This is a genomic window from Pseudomonas sp. MEJ086 (assembly GCF_030209025.1).
Lineage (GTDB): Bacteria > Pseudomonadota > Gammaproteobacteria > Pseudomonadales > Pseudomonadaceae > Aquipseudomonas > Aquipseudomonas fulva_A.
Map to the genome: position 1 here is coordinate 108,245 of NZ_JARVSV010000024.1, position 22,265 is coordinate 130,509.

Consider the following 22,265-nt stretch of genomic DNA (forward strand, 5'->3'; position numbering starts at 1 on the left):
CGCCATTCGGCAGGGTGGCGTACTCAGTTCGCCGGTAACGGCATGACCGTGACCTGCACCTCGGGATCATGATCGCCCCCTCCGAGAATCACCCCGCGCAACGGGGAAACATCGGAAAAGTCGCGGCCCCAGGCCAGGGTAATGTGCTCCAGCGCCGGCAGGATGTTGTTGGTCGGGTCGAAATCCACCCAACCGTTGCGCGGGCAATACACCGACACCCAGGCATGCGAGGCATCGGCGCCGATCAGACGCGGCTGGCCGGGTGGCGGCTGGGTGAGCAGGTAGCCGCTGACGTAACGTGCCGCCAGGCCCCGTGAACGCAGGCAGGCGAGCATCAGGTGGGCGAAGTCCTGACAGACCCCGCGCCGCTCCTCGAGCACCTTGAGCAGCGGCGTCGCCACCTGCGTGGCTTCGGCATCGAAGGTGAACTCGTCGAAGATCTTCTGCATCAGCACGCGCACCGAGAGCAGCAGCGGCTGCTCGGGCAGGAAGCAATCGTCGGCGAACAGGCTGAAGGCGCGCTTCAGACGCACGTAGGGTGACTGGAAACGGTAGCGGGTAGCGTCCAGCAACTGCGCATCCCACGGCTGCCCCCGATACCCCAGGGCCTCACAGGCGGATTCCCAGGACGGCGAGTCCTGCAGATCGAGATACGCCCGCGGCAGCACTTCGACATTCAGTCTGGCGCAGACCTTAAGCGCGTCGTGGGGCCGCTCGAAGGCCAGGCGGGTCAACGGATTGCCGAATACATCGACGATATCGTGGCGCTGACAGGGCTGCGGGGTGATCTGCAGATGGCGCTCCTCGCAGCGCTGCCAGGCACAGTCACGCGGCCACAGATGGGCCAGCTGCTGGGCCAGGGACACTGGCGAGGCATAACGATAATGGGTGTCGTGCAACACCTGATAACGAGCACTCATGACGACCGGGTTCCCTGACTGGCGGCAACGTGCACGAAAAAGCGCAGGCCCAGTTCATCCGATGCCTGGCCGGATGCCTGGCCGATGGCCTCGAGCAGATCGGCCAGGCCATCGAGTACCGCGCGAACGCCACGGGCGCCGAACAGCGGATTTTCCAGGCTGCGCAGGTCGACGGCGCTCAATTGCCGCTCGAGCCGTGACAGTGCCGGCGCCTCGGGCAGATGGAAGCGTTCGGCCAGGCGCTCCAGGGAGCGCAACAGCGTGCGCACCTGGAACAGCACCGCGTGGGGGTTCTGCTCATCGAGCAGCAGCAGGTCGAGTACCGGAATCAGCTGTGCCGAGGCCATGTAGCGCGTGCGGTAGGTGATGCTGCTGTTACCCAGTTCCAGCAACCACTCGAGTGCCGACTGATCATCCGGCTTGCTGCTGCGCAGGAAGCCGCCGACGCTGTCACAGAGAAACTGCAGGCGTTCGATGCAGCGGCCGATCATCAGGAAACGCCAGCCATCGTCACGGGTCATGTCGTCCAGCGAAAAGCCGGAGAGCGCCGCCAGTGACATCAGCAGGCGATTGAGAAAATCCAGCAACTGGCCAAAATCGCCGCCACGGGCCTCCAGATTCTGCGCATCGCGCTGCAGCTCCACCAGCGCCTGCCAGTTGGCCTGGGAAAGCTTGCCGCGCACGCTGCCGGCGGTCCATTGCAGGCGTTGCAGATTGATGCGCAGGCTGGCTGGCCATTCGGCACCGAGCACCGCCTCCAGCAGCCGGGCATCCAGAGCGCCGTGCTCCTCATCGGGCAACAGGCCGAGGCTTTCGCCAAGATCCAGCGCCGCCTCCAGAGCCTGCGGGTCATCATCGTCATCGACGTAACGACCGAGCATGATGCGCAGCAGCCGCGCGCTGTCCTCACAGCGCTCGCTGTAGCGACCGAACCAGAACAGGTTTTCCACCACCCGTGACGGCAGATAGGGGTCGCTGCGCACCAGATCGGCTGCGCCCAGCGGGCGCATACCCTGCCACGGTTCACCGGGGCCGTGGCGCTCGCCGAGCACCCAGGTGTCCTTGCTGGCACCGCCACGCTGCATCGACACCACCTCGGCGTCGGCTTCCGCGGCCACGCGGGTCAAACCGCCCGCCATCACCCGGTAGCCGTCGGCACTGGCCACAGCGAACACGCGCATGCCGATGGCACGGGATTGCAGCTTGCCCTCCCCCTGCCAGACCGGCGCCTGGGACAGTTGCGCCAGCGCCTGAGCGACATAGGCATAAGGGCGCAGCCGCAGCCTTGCAGTCAGCTCGGCACGCTGCGCGGCATCCAGATCACGGCCGAATACCGGGGTGAAACTCTGCGATGGGAAGCTCGGCCGGATAAGCAGCTCGGGGAGTTTTTCCAGGGCTTGCTCCAATACCGGTGGCTCGCCGCACCACCAACTGGCGATGCTCGGCAGCAGCAGCGGCTCACCCAGCAGCTTCTCGCTGATCGCCGGCAGAAAGCCTGGCAGCCCGGGCGCTTCCAGCACACCGCTACCGAGGGCGTTGGCGACCAGCACGCGGCCCTGACGCACCGCCTCCAGCAGGCCGGGCACGCCCAGTGCGGAGTCGGTACGCAGTTCGAGGGGGTCGCAGAAATCGTCGTCGAGACGGCGCAGCACCGCATGTACGCGGCGCAACCCCGCCAGGGTCTTGAGGTACAGGGTGGCGTCGCGCACGGTCAGGTCGCTGCCTTCGACCAGCGGATAACCGAGCTGACGGGCCAGGTACAGGTGTTCGAAATAGCTCTCGTTGAATCGCCCGGGTGTCAGCACCACCACCAGCGGCGTCTCGCCATCGGCGGGCGCCTGACGCGCCAGGGTGTCCTGCAGGGTGCGGAAGAACCCCGCCAGGTACTGTACGCCCAGGTCCCGGTACAGCTCGGGGAAGGCGCGGGAAACGATTTGCCGGTTTTCCAGGGCGTAGCCCGCCCCGGAGGGCGCCTGGGTACGATCGGCCGTGACCCACCAGCGGCCATCGGGTGCCCGCGCCAGATCCACGGCATACACATGCAGGAAGGTACCGCCTGGCGGCTGCAAGCCCTGGCAGGGCCAGAGAAAGTTCTCGTGGCCGAAGACCAGCTCCGGCGGCAGCAGGCCGTCGGCCAGTAGCTGTTGAGGGCCGTAAAGGTCGGCCAGTACCTTGTCGAGCAACGCCGCACGCTGGGCCACGCCGGCAGCGATGGTCTGCCACTCGGCCGCGGGAATCAGATTGGGCAGCAGGTCCAGTTCCCAGGGGCGATCCGCACCATCGGGATCGGCGTACACGTTGTAGGTAACGCCATTCTCCTGAATCTGTCGGGTCAGCATGGCCTGACGCTGCTGCAGCTGTGCCGGGCGGCTGCGCTGCAGTTGGGTCAGCAGCCTGCGCCAATGCGGGCGAACCTGCCCGCTGGCATCGAGCAGTTCATCGTAGGCCCCATCGTTGGACGGGTAATCGGCGAGCAGGTCAGGCATCAATGTCTCGGTGATTCTTGGTGACGTCTTGTCGTAGGCTTAGCGTAGGCGTTGCACGGTGAAAGCATAACCTGCGCCAGTAGAACCCACTCAACATCGCGCGAGCTAGAGCACGGCAAGGGCTTGGCGCCCCCAAAAACAGGCCAGGAAGCGGAGTGTACTGGTGTACATGCGCACTCCTGAGCTGTTTTTAACGCCGCAGCGTCGGCGCGCAGCCGACGTTGCGCAGGTTCTCAGATGCGGCGCAGATCCAGGGTCGTTGGCAACTCCTGATTACTGCTTGGCGTCAGCGCAGCCCGTTTACCCGGGCTATGCCCAAGGCGGAAGAAGCGCGCCAGGCGCCGGCTTTCCGCCTCATAGGCGTTCACCGGCAGGCTGTCATAGTTTCGCCCACCGGGATGGGCGACATGATACTGGCATCCGCCGATGGAGCGGTTCATCCAGGTATCCACCAGGTCGAAAATCAGCGGCGCATGCACGCCGATGGTCGGCTGCAGACAGGCCGCGGGCTGCCAGGCACGGAAGCGCACCCCGGCGACGAACTCACCGACCTTGCCGGTCGCTCGCAGCGGGACCGGCACGCCATTGCAGGTCAGCACGTAACGATCCGGGGTCAGGCCATTGACCTTGACCTGCATCCGCTCGAGGGACGAGTCGACATAACGCACCGTACCGCCCACCGCGCCCTCTTCGCCCAGCACATGCCAAGGCTCCAGCGCCTGACGCAGCTCCAGATCGATGCCCTTGACGTTGAAGTCGCCGGCCTTGGGGAAGCGAAACTCGAAATGCGGTGCGAACCAGTCGGCGCGCAGGCGGTAACCGAAGGTGGTCAGTTCCTGCAGCACATCGGCAAAATCCTGCTCGACGAAGTGCGACAGCAGGAAGCGGTCATGCAGTTCGGTACCCCAGCGCACCAGGCGTGCGGGCCGGTAAGGCTCCTTCCAGAACCGCGCGATCAGCGCCCGCAGCAACAACTGCTGGGCCAGGCTCATCTGCGCGTGCGGCGGCATTTCGAAGGCACGCAGCTCGAGCAGACCAAGACGCCCGGAGGCCGAATCCGGGGAATACAACTTGTCGATGCAGAACTCGGCACGGTGGGTATTGCCGGAGACATCGACCAGCAGATTGCGCAGCAGGCGGTCGACCAGCCACGGCGGGCACTCGCGACCGGGCTCGGGCATCTGTGCGAAGGCGATTTCCAGCTCGTAGAGGGCATCGTTGCGCGCCTCGTCGACCCGGGGCGCCTGGGAGGTCGGACCGATGAACAACCCGGAGAACAGATAGGACAACGACGGGTGATTGTGCCAGTAGCTGATCAGGCTGCGCAGCAGATCGGGGCGGCGCAGGAAGGGCGAATCCACAGGTGTGGCGCCACCGAGAACGAAGTGGTTGCCGCCGCCGGTACCGGTGTGGCGGCCATCGATCATGAACTTCTCGCTGCTCAGGCGGCACTGACGCGCCTGTTCATAGAGGAACTCGGTGCGTTCGACCAGCTCGTCCCAACTGGCCGCCGGGTGGATATTCACCTCGATCACGCCAGGGTCCGGGGTCACCCGGAAGAACTGCAGTCGCGGGTCGTTAGGCGGCTCGTACCCCTCGAGGAGCACCGGGCAATCCAGTTCGGCAGCGGTGTCCTCGATGGCGGCGGCCAGCTCCAGGTAATCCTCGAGGTCACTCAGCGGCGGCATGAACAGGTACAGCCGGCCATCGCGAGGCTCGGCGCACAATGCCGTGCGCACCACGTCGGCTGCCGACTGACCGCGTTTGGGTTTGGCTGGCGCATTGCCTCGGCTGCCATTCCAGACGCCGCGCGCCTGGTACTGCAACTCGGCGGAGGCTGGCAGCGGCGCGAATACCTGAGACGGGTCCGCTGGCGTCACGTAGGGGAATTCCTCGGCTTTGACCCAGGGCAGGGAATCCAGCGGCAGGCGATAGCCCAGGGCCGAATCGCCGGGTACCAGACGGCAATACTCATCGCGCAGGTACCAGGAGCCACTGCGCCAGCCAGCACGGCGGGTATCGCGGGCCAGCGGCAGGACATGCCCGATCACCCGATCGAGGCCCTGCTCGAATACCCGGCGCAGGCGCTCGCGCTCCAGTGGGTCGGCCAGGCGGGCGTCTTCAGGAGAAACGTTGTCGGGCAAACGCCCCTCACGCCACAGGTAATAGAGACCGTCTTCGAAAGCCGGAAAGCGGTGAGCCGCATCGACGCCCAGGCGCTCGGCCAGGTTGGCGAGAAAGCGCGCGGCCGTGTCGGCATCGGCGCCATAGTCGCGCCCTTCATCGGCCAGCAGCTCGGCGTTACGCCAGACCGGCTGACCATCGCGGCGCCAGAAGGCATTCAGCGACCAGCGCGGCAGCTGCTCGCCCGGGTACCACTTGCCCTGGCCGAAATGCACCAGGGCAGTTGGCGCGTAGTGCTCACGCAGGCGCAGGAACAGATCCGTGGCCAAACGGCGCTTGTTCGGCCCCAGAGCCGCGGTGTTCCATTCAGCGTCATCCGGGTAATCGAGGGCGACGAAGGTTGGCTCGCCGCCCATGGTCAGGCGTACGTCGGCGGCCTGCAGGTCGTCGTCGACACGGCGGCCCAGGTCGACGATGTCGCGCCATTGGTTGTCGGTGTAGGGTTTGGTGACCCGCGGCGCTTCCCAGATACGCTCCACGCGCATCTCATGGCTGAACTCGCTTTCGCAGTCGTCCACCGCCCCGCTGATCGGCGCTGCCGACGAGGGCTCCGGGCTACAGGCCAGGGGAATGTGACCTTCACCGGCGAACAGCCCGCTGGTGGGGTCGAGGCCGATCCAGCCGGCGCCTGGCAGGTACACTTCGCACCAGGCGTGCAGGTCGGTGAAATCCACCTCGGTGCCCGACGGGCCATCCAGGGATTTGACGTCGGCACTGAGCTGAATCAGATAGCCGGACACGAAACGTGCGGCCAGGCCCAGGTGACGGAACAGCTGGACCAGCAGCCAGGATGAATCACGGCACGAGCCCGAAGCATTGACCAGGGTCTGCTCGGGCGTCTGCACGCCCGGCTCCATGCGGATCAGATAATCGATATCGGCGGCCAGACGCTGATTCAGGGCGACCAGGAAATCCACACTGGCCTTTGGCGTACGATCGATGCTCGCCAGGTACTCGTTGAAGCGCGCCTCGCCCGGCAGCTTGACCAGATACGGCGCCAGCTCGCGCTGCTCGCCGGCGGTGTAGGTCAGGGGAATCTGCTCGGCATAGGGCTCGAGGAAGAAGTCGAACGGGTTGAACACCGCCATCTCGGCGACCAGATCCACCTCGACGCGCAACTCGCGGGTCTTTTCCGGGAATACCAGGCGCGCCAGGTAGTTGCCCTGGGGGTCCTGCTGCCAGTTGATGAAGTGCTCACCCGGCTCGACGCTCAGGGAGTAGGAAAGGATCCGCGTGCGGCTGTGGGGGGCCGGGCGCAAGCGAATGATCTGTGGCCCCAGATTGACGGCACGGTCGTAGCGATAATGAGTAACGTGGTGCAACGCGACATGAATCGACACGGCGGGCCTCCTGCAAGCCTGGGCGATGGAGATAACGGCGCAAGACTTGTGCCAGCGCCGGTCTGAGGCGGCGCAGCGAACAGCTCGGCGAAGACTTGGCCCCAGCATGGGGCATGCCACGCCCCACAACGAACATCACGCACCATAACAGCACCTTAGCCAGCGCAGTGCGCTTCCGTTACCATCGGCACACTCAGTAGCGAGACGCGGCATGTATATCTATCGATTGGTTCTGATCCTGGTAGTGGGCATCTACCTGTTCTCGCCCGCCATCATGGACTGGTGGATCGACCCCAACGGCGCCTGGTACCGGCCTTACATGCTGTGGCTGATCCTCATCGTGGTGACCTTCATCCTGCAGAGCCAGCGCGATGCGGACGAGCTCTGACCTGATGCGGGGTTGCCCGCCCACCGCCGTTCAACTCCACTCGCAGAGCCAACGTGATGCCGACGAGCTTTAGCCTCAGCGGGTTGATGGCGGTCAGCGCCGCCTACCTGCTCGTGTTGTTCAGTGTCGCCTGGTGCGCCGACCGCGGCCTGATTCCGCGCCGGCTGATTCGTCACCCGCTGACCTATACCCTGTCGCTGGGCGTGTACGCCAGCGCCTGGGCCTTCTATGGCACCGTCGGCCTGGCCTACCAGTACGGCTACGGCTTCCTGGCCAGCTACCTGGGCGTGACCGGGGCATTCCTGCTGGCGCCGGTGCTGCTCTACCCCATCCTGCGCATCACCCGTACCTATCAGCTGTCGTCGCTGGCCGATCTGTTCGCGTTTCGCTTTCGCAGCACCTGGGCTGGCGCGCTGAGCACGCTGTGCATGCTGATCGCCGTGCTGCCGCTGCTGGCCCTGCAGATCCAGGCGGTCACCGATGCGATCGGCATCCTCACCCGGGAACCGGTGCAGCCACAGATCGCCCTGGCGTTCTGCGGCCTGTTCATTCTGGTCACCATCCTGTTCGGCGCCCGCCACCTGGCGACCCGGGAAAAGCACGAAGGCCTGGTGTTCGCCATCGCCTTCGAGTCGGTGGTCAAGCTGCTGGCCATGGGCGCCATCGGTCTGTATGCGTTGTACGCGGTATTCGACGGCCCGCGCGAGCTCGAGCAATGGCTGGTGCTCAACCAGGCGGCGCTGGCCAGCCTGCACACGCCGTTGCAGGAAGGCCCGTGGCGCACCCTGCTGCTGGTGTTCTTCGCCTCGGCCATCGTCATGCCGCACATGTACCACATGACCTTCACCGAGAACCTCAACCCGCGCGCCCTGGTCAGTGCCAGCTGGGGCCTGCCGCTGTTCCTGCTGCTGATGAGCCTGGCCGTGCCGCTGATTCTCTGGGCCAGCCTGCGCCTGGGCTCGACCACCAGCCCGGAGTACTTCACCCTCGGCCTGGGTATCGCCGTGGACAGCCCGACCCTGGCGCTGATCGCCTACATCGGCGGTCTGTCCGCCTCCAGCGGCCTGATCATCGTCACCACCCTGGCGCTGTCGGGCATGCTGCTCAACCACGTGGTGCTGCCGCTCTACCAGCCACCGGCCGAGGGCAATATCTACCGCTGGCTGAAATGGACGCGCCGCGCGCTGATCGTCGCCATCATCCTCGCCAGCTACGGCTTCTATAACCTGCTCGACGCCCAGCAGGATCTGGCCAACCTGGGCATCGTGTCCTTCGTCGCCACCCTGCAGTTCCTGCCCGGCGTGCTCTCGGTACTGTACTGGCCGACCGCCAACCGCCGCGGCTTCATCGCCGGTCTGCTGGCGGGCATCGGCGTGTGGTCGGTCAGCATGCTGATGCCGCTGCTGGGCACCCTGCCCGGCCTCTACGTGCCGATTCTGGACCTGGTCTACGTGCTGGATGACAGCAGTTGGCACATGGCGGCCATCGCCTCGCTGGCCACCAACGTGCTGGTGTTCACCCTGGTCTCGGTGTTCACCGACTCGAGCCCGGAAGAGGACAGCGCCGCGGAAGCCTGCGCCGTGGACAACGTGCGTCGCCCACAGCGCCGGGAGCTGCTGGCGCTGTCGCCCCAGGAATTCGCCACCCAGCTGGCCAAGCCGCTGGGTGCCAAGACCGCCCAGCGTGAAGTTGAACAGGCCCTGCGCGACCTGCATCTGCCGTTCGACGAAAGCCGCCCTTATGCGCTGCGTCGCTTGCGCGATCGCCTGGAAGCCAACCTGTCCGGGCTGATGGGACCGAGCGTGGCCCAGGACATCATCGAGTCCTTCCTGCCCTACAAGTCCGGTAGCGAAAGCTACGTGACCGAGGACATCCACTTCATCGAGAGCCGCCTCGAGGATTATCACTCGCGCCTCACCGGCCTCGCCGCGGAACTCGATGCCCTGCGCCGCTATCACCGCCAGACCCTGCAGGAACTGCCGATGGGCGTCTGCTCCCTGGCCAAGGATCACGAGATCCTGATGTGGAACAAGGCCATGGAAGAACTCACCGAAATTCCCGCACAGCGCATCGTCGGTTCTCGCCTGTCGACCCTTGGCGAGCCCTGGCGTGACCTGCTGCAACGCTTCATCGAGATTCCCGACGAACACCTGCACAAGCAGCGCCTGGCGCTGGACGGCCAGATCCGTTGGCTCAACCTGCACAAGGCGGCCATCGACGAGCCGCTGGCACCGGGTAACAGTGGCCTGGTGCTGCTGGTCGAGGACCTGACCGAAACCCAGATGCTCGAAGACAAGCTGGTGCACTCCGAGCGCCTGGCCAGTATCGGTCGCCTCGCCGCCGGCGTGGCCCATGAAATCGGCAACCCGATCACCGGCATCGCCTGCCTCGCGCAAAACCTGCGCGAAGAACGTGAAGGCGATGGCGAACTGACCGAAATCAGCGCGCAGATTCTCGAGCAGACCAAGCGGGTCACGCGCATCGTCCACTCGTTGATGAACTTCGCCCACTCGGGTAGCCATCAGCAAGCCGACGAGCCGGTCTGCCTGGCCGAAATCGCTCAGGAAGCCATTGGTCTGCTGGCGCTTAACCGGCGCAGTGTGGACGTGCAATTCTTCAACCTGTGCAAGCCCGATCATTGGGCACACGGTGATCCACAGCGCCTCGCCCAGGTGCTGATCAACCTGCTGAGCAACGCTCGCGACGCCTCGCCAGCTGGCGGTGCCATTCGCGTGCGCAGCGAAGCGTCGGAACACACCGTCGACCTGATCGTCGAGGACGAAGGCAGCGGGATTCCCAAGGGCGTGATGGACCGGCTGTTCGAGCCGTTCTTCACCACCAAGGACCCCGGCAAGGGAACCGGACTCGGCCTCGCGCTGGTCTATTCCATCGTGGAAGAGCATTATGGCCAGATAACAATCGACAGCCCGATCGACCCCGAGCAGCAACGTGGCACCCGCATCCGGGTAACGCTGCCGCGGCACATCGAGGCAATGCCACTGGCGACCTAAATTCCGAAGAACCGCATTCCTGGCGATGCGCGTGGCCCAGCTTGGCTACAGCACCGGGAAGCAGGTTCCGAGACCGTCGAGAGAATTCGATTAAATGCCTCATATCCTGATCGTCGAAGACGAAACCATCATCCGCTCTGCCCTGCGTCGCCTGCTCGAACGCAACCAGTACCAGGTCAGCGAGGCCGGTTCGGTACAGGAAGCCCAGGAGCGCTTCGACATCCCGGGGTTCGATCTGGTGGTCAGTGACCTGCGACTGCCTGGCGCACCGGGCACCGAGTTGATCAAGCTCGCCCAGGGCGCTCCGGTGCTGATCATGACCAGCTATGCGAGCCTGCGCTCGGCGGTCGACTCGATGAAAATGGGCGCTGTCGATTACATCGCCAAACCCTTCGATCATGACGAGATGTTGCAAGCCGTGGCGCGCATCCTGCGTGATCGTCAGGCGGTACGCAGCCAGGCAGGGAACGCTCCGGCCGCAACACGCGGCGCGGAAAAGAGCGACAAGGCCGCCAATGGCGAAATCGGCATCATCGGCTCCAGCCCGGCGATGCTGGAGCTGTACAGCAAGATCCGCAAGGTCTCCCCCACCGACTCCAACGTGCTGGTGCAGGGCGAATCCGGTACCGGCAAGGAGCTGGTCGCCCGGGCGCTGCACAACCTGTCGAAGCGCGCCAAGGCCCCGCTGATTTCGGTCAACTGCGCGGCGATCCCGGAAACCCTCATCGAATCCGAGCTGTTCGGCCATGAAAAGGGCGCATTCACCGGTGCCAGCGCCAGCCGCGCCGGCCTGGTGGAGGCCGCCGACGGCGGTACCCTGTTTCTCGATGAAATCGGCGAACTGCCCCTGGAAGCCCAGGCGCGCCTGCTGCGCGTTCTGCAGGAAGGCGAGATACGTCGGGTCGGCTCGGTGCAGTCGCAGAAGGTCGACGTGCGCCTGATCGCGGCGACTCACCGCGACCTGAAAACCCTGTCGAAAACCGGCCAGTTCCGTGAAGACCTCTATTACCGGCTGCACGTCATCGCCCTGAAACTGCCGCCACTGCGCGAGCGCGGCAGCGATGTGCTGGAAATCGCCCGCGCCTTCCTGCTGCGCCAATCCACCCGCATGGGGCGCACCGACCTGCATTTCGGCCCCGACGCGGAACAGGCCATCCACCACTACAGCTGGCCGGGTAACGTGCGGGAACTGGAGAACGCCATCGAGCGCTCGGTGATCCTCTGCGACGGCAGCACCATCAATGCCGACCTGCTGGGTATCGACATCGAGCTGGAAGACCTCGACGACGATGCGTTCATGGGCCTGCCGCCACAGAGCGGAGCGGTCAATGGCACCAGCCAGGACCCCAGCGAGGATCTTTCGCTGGAAGACTACTTCCAGCACTTCGTACTCGAGCATCAGGACCACATGACCGAGACCGAACTGGCCCGCAAACTGGGCATCAGCCGCAAGTGCCTGTGGGAACGTCGCCAGCGCCTGGGCATTCCGCGGCGCAAGTCGAGCGTTACCAGCGAATAGCGTCTAGCTCGGCTGTTACCGCACCGAGCGAAGCACGTAACAAAGCCGGGGTTTACGGTAACGGAATCCCGGCTTTTTTTTGCCCTCGCAAAAGTCAAAAAACCTAAATTATTGTTTTTAAAGGAAAAATAAAAACTGGCACGCGGAATGCTTTATCTCTCGCACAACAACAATAACAAGCATGACCAACGACAATAAAAATAAGACGAAACGACTCCAGCACAATAAGAACAAGACGGCAGGAGACGCAGCTAACTGATTCTTTTGGAGAGGATTTCCTCATGGGGCCTTGCCCCGTAACCAGATAGAGAACAATAAAACTGTCGATAGACAGCACCGGTTCTGGTTGGGTCAGAGACCCGAGGTAGCGTCAGCATCCAAAGTAATCCGTTTGCTCTTGCTCCCGATACGGGAGGTTTTCCGGACGGCATGGATTCCGGAACGGGCGATCGAACAAGAACAACAAGCCCGCATAACAAGAAAAACGCATAGCAACATTTGTGGGGGAGCTTCGGCTCCCCCAGTAGCTTGTGCCCCGGCCTGCCCTCCCTCCCCCGCTTACACCCATCCGCGACTCAATGCTAGAATCCGCGCTATTTCTGCGCCTTTACATTATTCTGGCCATTCATTTCGTCATACAGTGCTCTCCATGCTGAAAAAGCTGTTCAAGTCCCTTCGTTCGCCGCTGCGCCGCGCTCACCAGCCTCACAGTACGCCGCACGTGCTGAACAACAACCAGCACCCGATCCAGCGTGGGCAGATAAGCCGCTACGCGATCAGCGTGGTCGAGCGTCTGCAGAATGCAGGCTACGAGGCCTATCTGGTCGGTGGCTGCGTACGCGATCTGCTGCTGGGCATCGAGCCCAAGGACTTCGACGTCGCCACCAGCGCTACCCCGGAGCAGGTCAGGGGTGAATTCCGCAATGCCCGGGTGATCGGTCGCCGCTTCAAGCTGGTCCACGTGCACTTCGGCCGCGAGATCATCGAGACCGCCACCTTCCGCGCCAACCACCCGCAGGGTGAAGAGGAAGAGGATACCAACCAGTCCTCGCGCAACGAGAGCGGCCGCATTCTGCGTGACAACGTCTACGGCACCCTGGAGGACGACGCCCAGCGCCGCGACTTCACCATCAATGCGCTGTACTACGATCCGGTATCCGAGCGGATTCTCGACTACGCCAATGGCATGCACGACATCCGCAACAACCTGGTGCGGCTGATCGGCAACCCCACGCAGCGTTATCAGGAAGATCCGGTGCGCATGCTGCGTGCCGTGCGCTTCGCCGCCAAGCTGGACTTCGATATCGAGAAGCACAGCGCCGATCCCATCTATGACCTGGCTCACCTGCTGGGGGGCATTCCCGCCGCTCGCCTGTTCGACGAAGTGCTCAAGCTGTTTCTCAGCGGCTACGCCATCTACACCTATGACCTGCTGGTGGACTACGGCCTGTTCGGCCAGCTGTTCCCGGCCAGCGCCGCGGCGCTGAGACAGAACCCGGAATACACCGACACACTGATCCGCAACGCCCTGGACAACACCGATCTGCGCATCCACCAGGGTAAGCCGGTCACCCCCGCTTTCCTGTTCGCGGCGCTGCTCTGGCCAGCGCTGCCGGCTCGGGTGATTCGCCTCCAGGAGCGCGGCATGCCGGCCATTCCGGCCATGCAGGAAGCGGCTCACGAACTGATCGCCGAGCAGTGCCAGCGCATCGCCGTGCCGAAACGCTTCACCCTGCCGATCCGCGAGATCTGGGACATGCAGGAGCGCCTGCCACGACGCAGCGGCAAGCGCGCCGATTTGCTGCTGGAAAACCCACGCTTCCGCGCCGGTTACGACTTCCTGCTGCTGCGCGAGAGCGCGGGCGAGGAAACTGGCGGCCTCGGCGACTGGTGGACGGACTACCAGGACGCCAGCGACAGCGACCGCCGGGTGATGATCCGCGACCTGTCCAGCAAGGACGACGCACCAGGCGCGCCCCGCAAGCGCCGCCGCAGCGGCGGCAACAAGCGCAAGCGCAGCCCTCAGGGCGGCGGCGCAGCCGACTAAGCATGGAACGTGTCCATATCGGTCTGGGCAGCAACCTCGCCGAGCCGGCCGAGCAGTTGCGCCAGGCGCTTGCCGCGCTCGAGCACCTGCCAGATACCCGCCTCGCGGCGGTTTCTTCCTTCTATGTCAGCGATTCGCTGCTCCCCGGCCAGCCGCGCTACACCAATGCCGTCGCGGCGCTGGACACCGATCTGCAGCCGCTGCAGCTGCTCGATGCGCTGCAGGCCATCGAACGGGGTCAGGGCCGCGAACGCCACGAACGCTGGGGCCCACGTACGCTCGACCTGGACATCCTGCTGTTCGGCGAGCGGCTGATCGACGAGCCACGACTGCGCGTCCCGCACTACCACATGCACGCGCGGGCCTTCGTGCTCTACCCACTCGCGGAAATCGCTGCCGGCCTGGAGTTGCCCGATGGCCGCTCCCTCGGCGCACTGCTGGCGGCCTGCCCCTTCGAGGGCCTGGAACGCCTGACGCCCTGAAGCAGGTGGTTCTGCCGCTGGCGGTAACGACGTAACAGCGCGGTAACACATTCGATTGACTTGCCCCCCCGCCATCGGGACTATAGCCACCCATTGCCCCATGCCGGAGCAAAAAGGGCCGCCAAACAGGCCACATTGAAGCAGCCTAGCTGCCTCTTCGATGCCAGAAAGAACCTGCTCCACGAGAGCCTGCATTCAACAGGCCCGCACAGGTTCCGAGTGAGGATACGTTCATGCCTGATGTAACCCTGACCACCCTGCAAGCGCTCAAGCAGAAGGGCGAAAAGATCACCATGCTGACCTGCTACGACGCCACCTTCGCCAAGGTCAGCTCGCAGGCAGGCGTAGAAGTGCTGCTGATCGGGGACTCCCTTGGGATGGTGCTGCAGGGGCATGACAGCACGCTACCGGTCAGCGTCAACGACATGGCCTACCACACGGCCAGCGTCAAACGCGGCAACCGCGGTGCGCTGATCGTCGCCGACCTGCCCTTCATGGCATACGCCACCGTGGATCAAGCCCTGCAAAATGCCGGCGCCTTGATGCAGGCGGGTGCTCACATGGTCAAGATCGAAGGCACCGCCTGGCTGGCCGAATCCATCGCGCGCCTGGCTGAACGTGGTGTGCCGGTGTGCGCACATATGGGCCTGACCCCGCAAACCGTGAATATTCTCGGTGGCTACAAGGTGCAGGGCCGTCAGGAGGCACAGGCCCGGCAGATGGTTGCCGACGCCATCGCGCTGGAGCAGGCGGGTGCGGCCATGCTGTTGCTCGAATGCGTACCGGTCGACCTGGCGGGCGAGATCAGCCGTACCGTGAAGATACCGGTTATCGGCATTGGTGCCGGCCCGCAGACCGACGGCCAGGTACTGGTGCTGCACGACATGCTCGGGGTGTCCCTGACTGGCCGCATGGCCAAGTTCGTGAAGAACTTCATGGATGGCCAGGCCGGTATCGAAGACGCCATCGCGGCCTATGTGAAAGCCGTGAAGGACGTCAGCTTCCCGGCCGCCGAACACGGATTCTCCGCATGAACACCGTGAAGACCGTGCGCGAGCTGCGCGCTGCCGTTGCCCAGGCCCGTGCCGAAGGCAAGCAGATCGGCCTGGTGCCGACCATGGGCAACCTGCACGCCGGCCACGCCGCACTGGTGGAAAAGGCCGCGCAACGCAGCGACTTCGTGGTCGCCAGCATCTTCGTCAACCCGATGCAGTTCGGCCCCTCCGAAGACCTCGACAAGTACCCGCGCACGCTCCAGGCCGACCAGCAGCGCCTGGTCGACGCTGGCTGCCATCTGCTGTTCCACCCGGACGTCGCAGAGATGTACCCCGGCGGCATGGGCGAGCAGACCCGCATCAGCGTGCCGGGCGTGTCCGAGGGCCTTTGCGGTGCCAGCCGCCCTGGCCACTTCGAGGGCGTCGCCACCGTGGTCACCAAACTGTTCAACATGGTACAGCCCGATCTGGCGGTGTTCGGCCAGAAGGACTTCCAGCAACTGGCGGTGATCCGCACCATGGTGCGCGACCTCAACATGCCCATCCAGATCATCGGCGAACCCACCGTGCGCGCCGAGAGCGGCCTGGCCCTGTCATCGCGCAACGGTTATCTGAGCGATGAGCAGCGCGAAACCGCCACGGTTCTGTACCGCTCGCTGCAGCACATCGCCCAGGCCATCCAGGCTGGCGAGCGCGACCTGCCGGCCCTGATCGCCCAGGCGCAGCGCCAGCATGCCGATGCAGGGCTGCGTGCCGACTATCTGGAAGTGCGCGAAGCACAGAGCCTGCGCCAGCTCGGCCCAGGCGACCGCGAGCTGGTCGTGCTGGTGGCCGCCTACCTGGGTAATACCCGGCTGATCGACAACCTGAGCTTCACCCTTGATCAAGGCTACTGACGGCCACCTGCACCGGGCCTGAAAACCCGGATACACTCGAAAGCCCGGACGATCATCCGGGCTTTTTGGTATGTACCACCCTCGCTGAAGTCTGCCCAACCCAATGCCCCAACAAGGAAGCCCCATGGCGTATTACCAACAGCCGCTCGATGTTCTCGCCCTCCCTACCTGGCAGGCGTTGCAGCAGCATCGCCAGGCCATGCAGCACTTCAGCATGCGCGACGCCTTCGCTGGCAACCCGCAGCGTTTCGAGCAGTTTTCCCTGAGCAGTTGTGGCCTGTTTCTCGACTATTCGAAGAACCTGGCCAGTGACGAGACCGTCTCGCTGTTGATGGCGCTGGCCCGCGAAGCCGGCCTGGAGCAATCGATCCGCGCCATGTTCGACGGCGAGAAGCTCAATGCCTCGGAAGGTCGCCCGGCATTGCATACCGCACTGCGTCGGCCGCTCGGCGACAAGGTGCTGGTCGACGGCATCGACGTGATGCCACAGGTGCAGCGGGTACTGCAGCAGATGACCGAGCTGGTCGGGCGCATCCACAACGGCCTGTGGCGCGGTTACACCGAAAAACCCATCACCGATGTGGTGAACATCGGCATCGGCGGCTCCTTTCTCGGCCCGCAGCTGGTTTCCGAGGCACTGCTGCCCTTCGCCCAGCGCGGCGTGCGCTGCCACTACCTGGCCAATATCGACGGCAGCGAATTCCACGAGCTGTCGGCCAAGCTGCAGGCCGAAACCACCCTGTTCATCGTTTCATCGAAGTCCTTCGGCACTCTGGAAACCCTCAAGAACGCCCAGGCCGCACGCGGCTGGTACCTGGCTCAGGGCGGCTCCGAGGCCGAGCTGTATCGTCATTTCATCGCCGTGTCGAGCAACCGCGAAGCCGCGGTGGCGTTCGGTATCCGCGAAGAGAACATCTTCCCGATGTGGGACTGGGTCGGTGGGCGTTACTCGCTGTGGTCGGCCATTGGCCTGCCGATCGCCCTGTCCATCGGCATGTCCAACTTCAAGGAACTGCTGGCCGGTGCGTACAGCATGGATGTGCACTTCAAGACCGCGCCATTCGAGCAGAACATGCCGGTCCTGCTGGCCTTGCTGGGTATCTGGTACGGCAATTTCTGGGACGCCCAGAGCCAGGCGATCCTGCCGTACGACCATTACCTGCGCAACATCACCCGGCACCTGCAGCAACTCGACATGGAGTCCAACGGCAAGAGCGTGCGCCAGGACGGTAGCCCGGTCAGCGGCGCGACCGGGCCAGTGATCTGGGGCGGCGTGGGCTGTAATGGCCAGCACGCCTATCACCAGCTGCTGCACCAGGGCACCCAGCTGATTCCGGCGGACTTCATCGTTCCGGTGGTCAGCTACAACCCGGTCGCCGACCACCACCAGTGGCTCTACGCCAACTGCCTGTCGCAGAGCCAGGCCCTGATGCTCGGCAAGTCCCGCGAGGAAGCCGAGGCGGAACTGCGCGGCAAGGGCCTCGGCGAAGACGACATCCAGCGCCTGGCGCCGCACAAGGTGATCCCCGGCAACCGGCCGAGCAACACCCTGGTGCTCGAGCGCATCAGCCCCCGCCGCCTCGGCGCGCTGGTGGCCCTGTACGAGCACAAGGTGTTCGCCCAGAGCGCCATTTGGGGCATCAACGCCTTCGACCAGTGGGGCGTGGAACTCGGCAAGGAGCTGGGCAAGGGCGTCTATTCGCGCATGGTCGGCAGCGAGCAAAGCAGCGCCGAGGACGGCTCCACCCAGGGGCTGATCAACTACTTCCGCGGTCGCCATCGCGGTTGATGGATTGCCGGCGCTCGCTCATCGGCGAGCGCCGGCAACACTTTGCGTCACTCTCGGCCTCGTCGGGGTCGACCAGTAAAACTTGGCTGCTACCCTTAGTGTCTATTGCGGACATATAACAACAAGGGTACCCCGCCATGTTCACGATCAGCCGCCACCCTGTCAGCGACGAAACACGCCAGCGTGCTCACCTCGACGACGCCGCCTACCAGCGCCTCTACCGCCAATCGGTCGACGACCCGCAGACGTTCTGGGGCGAACAGGCCAAGGCCTTTCTCGACTGGTTCAAACCCTGGGATGAAGTCTCCAGCGGCAGCCTGAGCAAGGGCGACATTCGCTGGTTTTCCGGTGGCCAGTTGAACATCAGCCACAACTGCATCGACCGCCATCTGGCCAAACGTGGCGATCAGGTGGCGCTGATCTGGGAAGGCGACGACCCCAAGGATTCGGCCAGCATCACCTATCGGCAGTTACATGAGCAGGTCTGCCGGCTGGCCAACGTGCTCAAACAACGCGGCGTGAAGAAGGGCGACCGCGTGTGCATCTACATGCCGATGATCCCGGAAGCCGCATACGCGATGCTCGCCTGCACCCGCATCGGCGCCGTGCACTCGGTGGTGTTCGGCGGCTTTTCGCCGGATGCCCTGCGTGACCGCATTCTCGATGCCGACTGCCGCACCGTGATCACCGCCGATGAGGCCGTGCGCGGTGGCAAGTTCATCCCCCTCAAGGGCAATGTCGACAAGGCCCTGAAAAACTGCCCCAACGTCTCCACCGTGCTGGTGGTCGAGCGCACCCACAACACGATCGAGTGGGACGAGAGCCGCGATCTCTGGTACCACGAGGCCGTACGACAGGTGGCCGCCGACTGCCCCGCCGAGCCCATGGACGCCGAAGACCCACTGTTCATCCTCTACACCTCCGGCAGCACCGGCAAGCCCAAGGGCGTGCTGCACAGCACCGCCGGCTACCTGCTGCAGGCGGCGATGACCCACAAGTACGTGTTCGACTATCACGATGGCGATATCTACTGGTGCACCGCGGATGTCGGCTGGGTCACCGGGCACAGTTACATCGTCTACGGCCCGCTGGCCAACGGCGCCACCAGCCTGATCTTCGAAGGCGTGCCCAACTACCCGGACACCTCGCGCTTCTGGCAGGTGATCGACAAGCACAAGGTGAACATCTTCTACACCGCACCGACGGCACTGCGCGCACTGATGCGCGAAGGCGAAGCGCCGGTGAAGAAGACCTCACGCAGCAGCCTGCGCCTGCTCGGCAGCGTCGGCGAGCCGATCAACCCGGAAGCCTGGGAGTGGTACTTCAACGTGGTCGGCGAAAAGCGCTGCCCCATCGTCGACACCTGGTGGCAGACCGAGACCGGCGCCATCATGATCACTCCACTGCCCGGCGCCACCGACCTCAAGCCCGGCTCGGCGACCCGTCCGTTCTTCGGCGTGCAACCGGTGCTGCTGGACGAGCAAGGCAAGGAAATCGAGGGGCCCGGCGCGGGCGTACTGGCCATCAAGGCCAGTTGGCCAAGCCAGATCCGCAGCGTCTACGGCGATCACAAGCGCATGCTCGAGACCTACTTCACCGCCTACCCCGGTTACTACTTCAGTGGCGACGGTGCGCGCCGCGACGAGGACGGTTACTGGTGGATCACCGGGCGTATCGACGACGTGATCAACGTCTCCGGCCACCGTATCGGCACCGCCGAGGTGGAAAGCGCGCTGGTGCTGCACGACGCCGTGGCCGAAGCGGCTGTGGTCGGCTACCCCCATGACGTCAAGGGCCAGGGCATCTATGCCTTCGTCACCACCATGAACGGCATCGAGCCAAGCGACGAGCTGAAAAAGGAACTGCTCAGTCTGGTCGGCAAGGAAATCGGCAGTTTCGCCAAACCGGAGCTGATCCAGTGGGCACCGGGCCTGCCGAAGACCCGCTCAGGCAAGATCATGCGCCGCATCCTGCGCAAGATCGCCTGCAACGAACTGGACAGCCTGGGCGACACCTCGACCCTGGCCGACCCGGCCGTGGTCGACAGCCTGGTGGCCGAGCGGCTCAATTCCTGACGACGATTTCCCCGGGTATCGCCACACTCGACCGCAGGCTAAGGCCATCGCCTTGCAGCGTAGCGGTAACCGGGGCAACCGCGAACGGAACCATGACTTGTGGCGCGCAGCCCGGCGCTTTAGGCTCGCGCCATGGAAGTCATCCGCCGTCGTATAGAAAGCCAGGTACTCAGCCTCAGCGGCATCGCGCTGGGACAGATCGATTTCGAGAACCCCAAGGGCGATCCCGGCCTGTTCGGCCCGGATTCGGTGTGCTGGCGCATCCACGGTGACTTCACCAGCATGCTCATTGGCGGGGTCAGCGCCCTGCTGCTGCAGGCGTTGCATCCACTGGCCCTGGCCGGCGTATGGGACCACTCCAATTTCCGCGAGGATCTGCTGGGTCGCCTGCGCCGCACCGGCCAGTTCGTTTCCGGCACCACCTTCGCCAGCCGCGACGACGCCGACTGGCTGATCGACAAGGTCAAACGCATTCATTTGCACGTGGTTGGCACCGCGCCGGACGGCCGCCCCTATGCCGCCAGTGACCCGCATCTGCTCACCTGGGTGCATGTGGCCGAGGTGTACAGCTTCCTGCAGGCGCACCTGCGCTACCTGAATCCACGCATGAGCGAAGCCGATCAGGATCGCTACTACGCAGAAATCGCCCTGGTCGCCGAGCGCCTGGGGGCCGCCGAGGTACCGCGCAACCGGGCGCAGATAGCGGCCTACCTCGAGCGCATGCGCGAGCAATTGCTGTGCGACGAGCGCTCCCGGGAAATCCTGCGCATCCTGCTGGCCGCACCGGCACCCAGCAGGCTGGCAGCCCCCGTTGGCCAGTTGTTCCTGCAAGCCGGTATCGACCTGTTACCGGGCTGGGCGCAGAGCATGCTCGACCAGCGCATGACACCGCTGCGCAGCCGCCTGATCCGCAGCGGCGTGCACGCCATCGCACCGATCATCCGCTGGGCGGTACGCAGTGGTTCGCTGCACAAGTCGCGGATACGCATGGGCCTGCCACCCTACTGAGCATCTGCTCGACGCAGCAGGACCGATGCGCAGCAGGCGTTGAACTGATTGCGAGGGTGGTAGACTGCGCGCCCCTTATCACGAGTCGCTGCACATGCCGTCTCTCGACCAGGCAGTGCGCAGCGCACTTGCCAATCGCCACGCCCTGATCGCCGAGCTGCACGCACAGCAGACCGATTGCTATCGCCTGTTCCACGGCAGCCAGGAAGGCGCCGGCGGCCTGACCGTCGACCGCTATGGCCAGCAGTTGATGGTGCAGAGCTTTCACCAGACGCTGACCCGCGACGACCTGCTGGCGCTGCACGAACAGGTCAACGAAACCCTCGGGCTGCACACGCTGCTGGTCTACAACGACCGTTCCGGCGGTAACTCCCGTGTCGATCGCAGCGACCCCGTCTACAGTGCCAGCGACGAAGCCCTGGCCGATCAGGTGGGTCGGGAATGGGGCCTCGATTACCGCGTGCGAGGCCGCCATGCGGGCCAGGATCCGCTGCTGTTCCTCGACCTGCGCAATGCCCGTGGCTGGATCCAGCGCCACAGCGCCGGGAAAAGCGTGCTCAACCTGTTCGCCTACACCTGCGGTGTTGGCCTCAATGCCGCGGCGGGCGGCGCACGGGAAGTGGTCAATCTCGACTTCGCCGAGGGCAACCTCGCGGTCGGTCGCGAAAATGGCGCGCTCAACCCGCAGTTGCCGGCCATGCAGTTCGTCCAGTCGGACTACTTCCCGGCGATCCGCCAGTGGGCCGGCTTGCCTATCGCCGCGCGCCGCGGCCAGAAGCTGCCGAGTTACCCACGCCTCGAGCAGCGCCCGTTCGATCTGGTGTTTCTCGACCCGCCAGCCTGGGCCAAGAGCGCCTTCGGCACGGTCGACCTGCTGCGCGATTACCAGAGCCTGCTGAAACCGGCGATTCTCGCCACTGCCGAGCATGGTAGCCTGGTGTGCTGCAACAATCTGGCGAAAGTGCCGATGGCCGATTGGCGCGAGCAGGTGCTGCGCTGCGCCAGCAAACTGGGGCGCCCGGTGCGCGAGCATGAACAACTGCTACCCGCCGCGGACTTCCCCTCCACCGATGGCAACCCGCCGCTGAAAACCCTCGTCCTGCATTTTTGAGCCCGCGCGGCGTG

At 64.6% G+C, this 22,265-nt stretch carries 14 protein-coding genes; 11 read left to right on the plus strand and 3 right to left on the minus strand.

All coding sequences use genetic code 11. The features are described from left to right. Positions 1 to 23: 23 nt before the first annotated feature. The 3 genes from QRN22_RS15630 to QRN22_RS15640 all read right to left on the minus strand — a co-directional run bounded on the left by QRN22_RS15630 (position 24) and on the right by QRN22_RS15640 (position 6,930). Positions 24 to 920 carry a transglutaminase family protein gene (locus tag QRN22_RS15630; RefSeq protein ID WP_042556255.1) on the minus strand — a complete coding sequence of 299 codons (897 nt, stop codon included), beginning with the start codon at positions 918 to 920 and terminating at the stop codon, positions 24 to 26. Next, positions 917 to 3,406 (minus strand): circularly permuted type 2 ATP-grasp protein, encoded by a 2,490-nt coding sequence (locus QRN22_RS15635; RefSeq protein WP_042556254.1) that lies wholly within the window; start codon positions 3,404 to 3,406, stop codon positions 917 to 919. The genes QRN22_RS15630 and QRN22_RS15635 overlap by 4 nt, the downstream gene beginning before the upstream one ends. A gap of 233 nt (positions 3,407 to 3,639) precedes the next feature. Then, positions 3,640 to 6,930, minus strand: coding sequence for a transglutaminase family protein (locus QRN22_RS15640; protein ID WP_042556253.1), 3,291 nt, complete (start codon positions 6,928 to 6,930; stop codon positions 3,640 to 3,642). A gap of 211 nt (positions 6,931 to 7,141) precedes the next feature. Here QRN22_RS15640 and QRN22_RS15645 point away from each other — a divergent pair, with 211 nt between their 5' ends. The 11 genes from QRN22_RS15645 to QRN22_RS15695 all read left to right on the plus strand — a co-directional run bounded on the left by QRN22_RS15645 (position 7,142) and on the right by QRN22_RS15695 (position 22,251). Next, complete coding sequence (locus QRN22_RS15645) at positions 7,142 to 7,318, plus strand: hypothetical protein (protein WP_042556252.1); 177 nt, start codon at positions 7,142 to 7,144, stop codon at positions 7,316 to 7,318. 56 nt (positions 7,319 to 7,374) lie between these two features. Continuing rightward, positions 7,375 to 10,329: a sensor histidine kinase gene (locus QRN22_RS15650; RefSeq protein WP_042556251.1), complete on the plus strand. Its 2,955-nt coding sequence runs from the start codon at positions 7,375 to 7,377 to the stop codon at positions 10,327 to 10,329. Positions 10,330 to 10,423: 94 nt separating this feature from the next. Next, positions 10,424 to 11,848 (plus strand): sigma-54-dependent transcriptional regulator, encoded by a 1,425-nt coding sequence (locus QRN22_RS15655; protein ID WP_042556250.1) that lies wholly within the window; start codon positions 10,424 to 10,426, stop codon positions 11,846 to 11,848. A 649-nt stretch (positions 11,849 to 12,497) separates the two neighbouring features. Further along, positions 12,498 to 13,895 carry a polynucleotide adenylyltransferase PcnB gene (locus QRN22_RS15660; protein WP_042556249.1) on the plus strand — a complete coding sequence of 466 codons (1,398 nt, stop codon included), beginning with the start codon at positions 12,498 to 12,500 and terminating at the stop codon, positions 13,893 to 13,895. A gap of 2 nt (positions 13,896 to 13,897) precedes the next feature. Further along, complete coding sequence (gene folK / locus QRN22_RS15665; protein ID WP_042556248.1) at positions 13,898 to 14,377, plus strand: 2-amino-4-hydroxy-6-hydroxymethyldihydropteridine diphosphokinase; 480 nt, start codon at positions 13,898 to 13,900, stop codon at positions 14,375 to 14,377. Positions 14,378 to 14,610: 233 nt separating this feature from the next. Then, positions 14,611 to 15,411, plus strand: a complete 801-nt coding sequence (gene panB / locus QRN22_RS15670; RefSeq protein WP_042556247.1) for a 3-methyl-2-oxobutanoate hydroxymethyltransferase — start codon at positions 14,611 to 14,613, stop codon at positions 15,409 to 15,411. After that, a complete protein-coding gene (gene panC / locus QRN22_RS15675; protein WP_042556246.1) occupies positions 15,408 to 16,268 on the plus strand; it encodes a pantoate--beta-alanine ligase in 861 nt (286 codons plus the stop codon). The genes panB and panC overlap by 4 nt, the downstream gene beginning before the upstream one ends. 124 nt (positions 16,269 to 16,392) lie before the next feature. Continuing rightward, positions 16,393 to 18,057 (plus strand): glucose-6-phosphate isomerase, encoded by a 1,665-nt coding sequence (pgi, locus tag QRN22_RS15680; RefSeq protein WP_042556245.1) that lies wholly within the window; start codon positions 16,393 to 16,395, stop codon positions 18,055 to 18,057. Between the two features lie 137 nt (positions 18,058 to 18,194). Further along, complete coding sequence (acs, locus tag QRN22_RS15685) at positions 18,195 to 20,132, plus strand: acetate--CoA ligase (RefSeq protein WP_042556244.1); 1,938 nt, start codon at positions 18,195 to 18,197, stop codon at positions 20,130 to 20,132. A gap of 132 nt (positions 20,133 to 20,264) precedes the next feature. Then, on the plus strand, positions 20,265 to 21,140 hold the full coding sequence (locus tag QRN22_RS15690) for an oxygenase MpaB family protein (protein WP_042556243.1): 876 nt from the start codon (positions 20,265 to 20,267) through the stop codon (positions 21,138 to 21,140). Between the two features lie 94 nt (positions 21,141 to 21,234). After that, on the plus strand, positions 21,235 to 22,251 hold the full coding sequence (locus tag QRN22_RS15695; RefSeq protein WP_042556242.1) for a class I SAM-dependent rRNA methyltransferase: 1,017 nt from the start codon (positions 21,235 to 21,237) through the stop codon (positions 22,249 to 22,251). Positions 22,252 to 22,265: the final 14 nt, after the last annotated feature.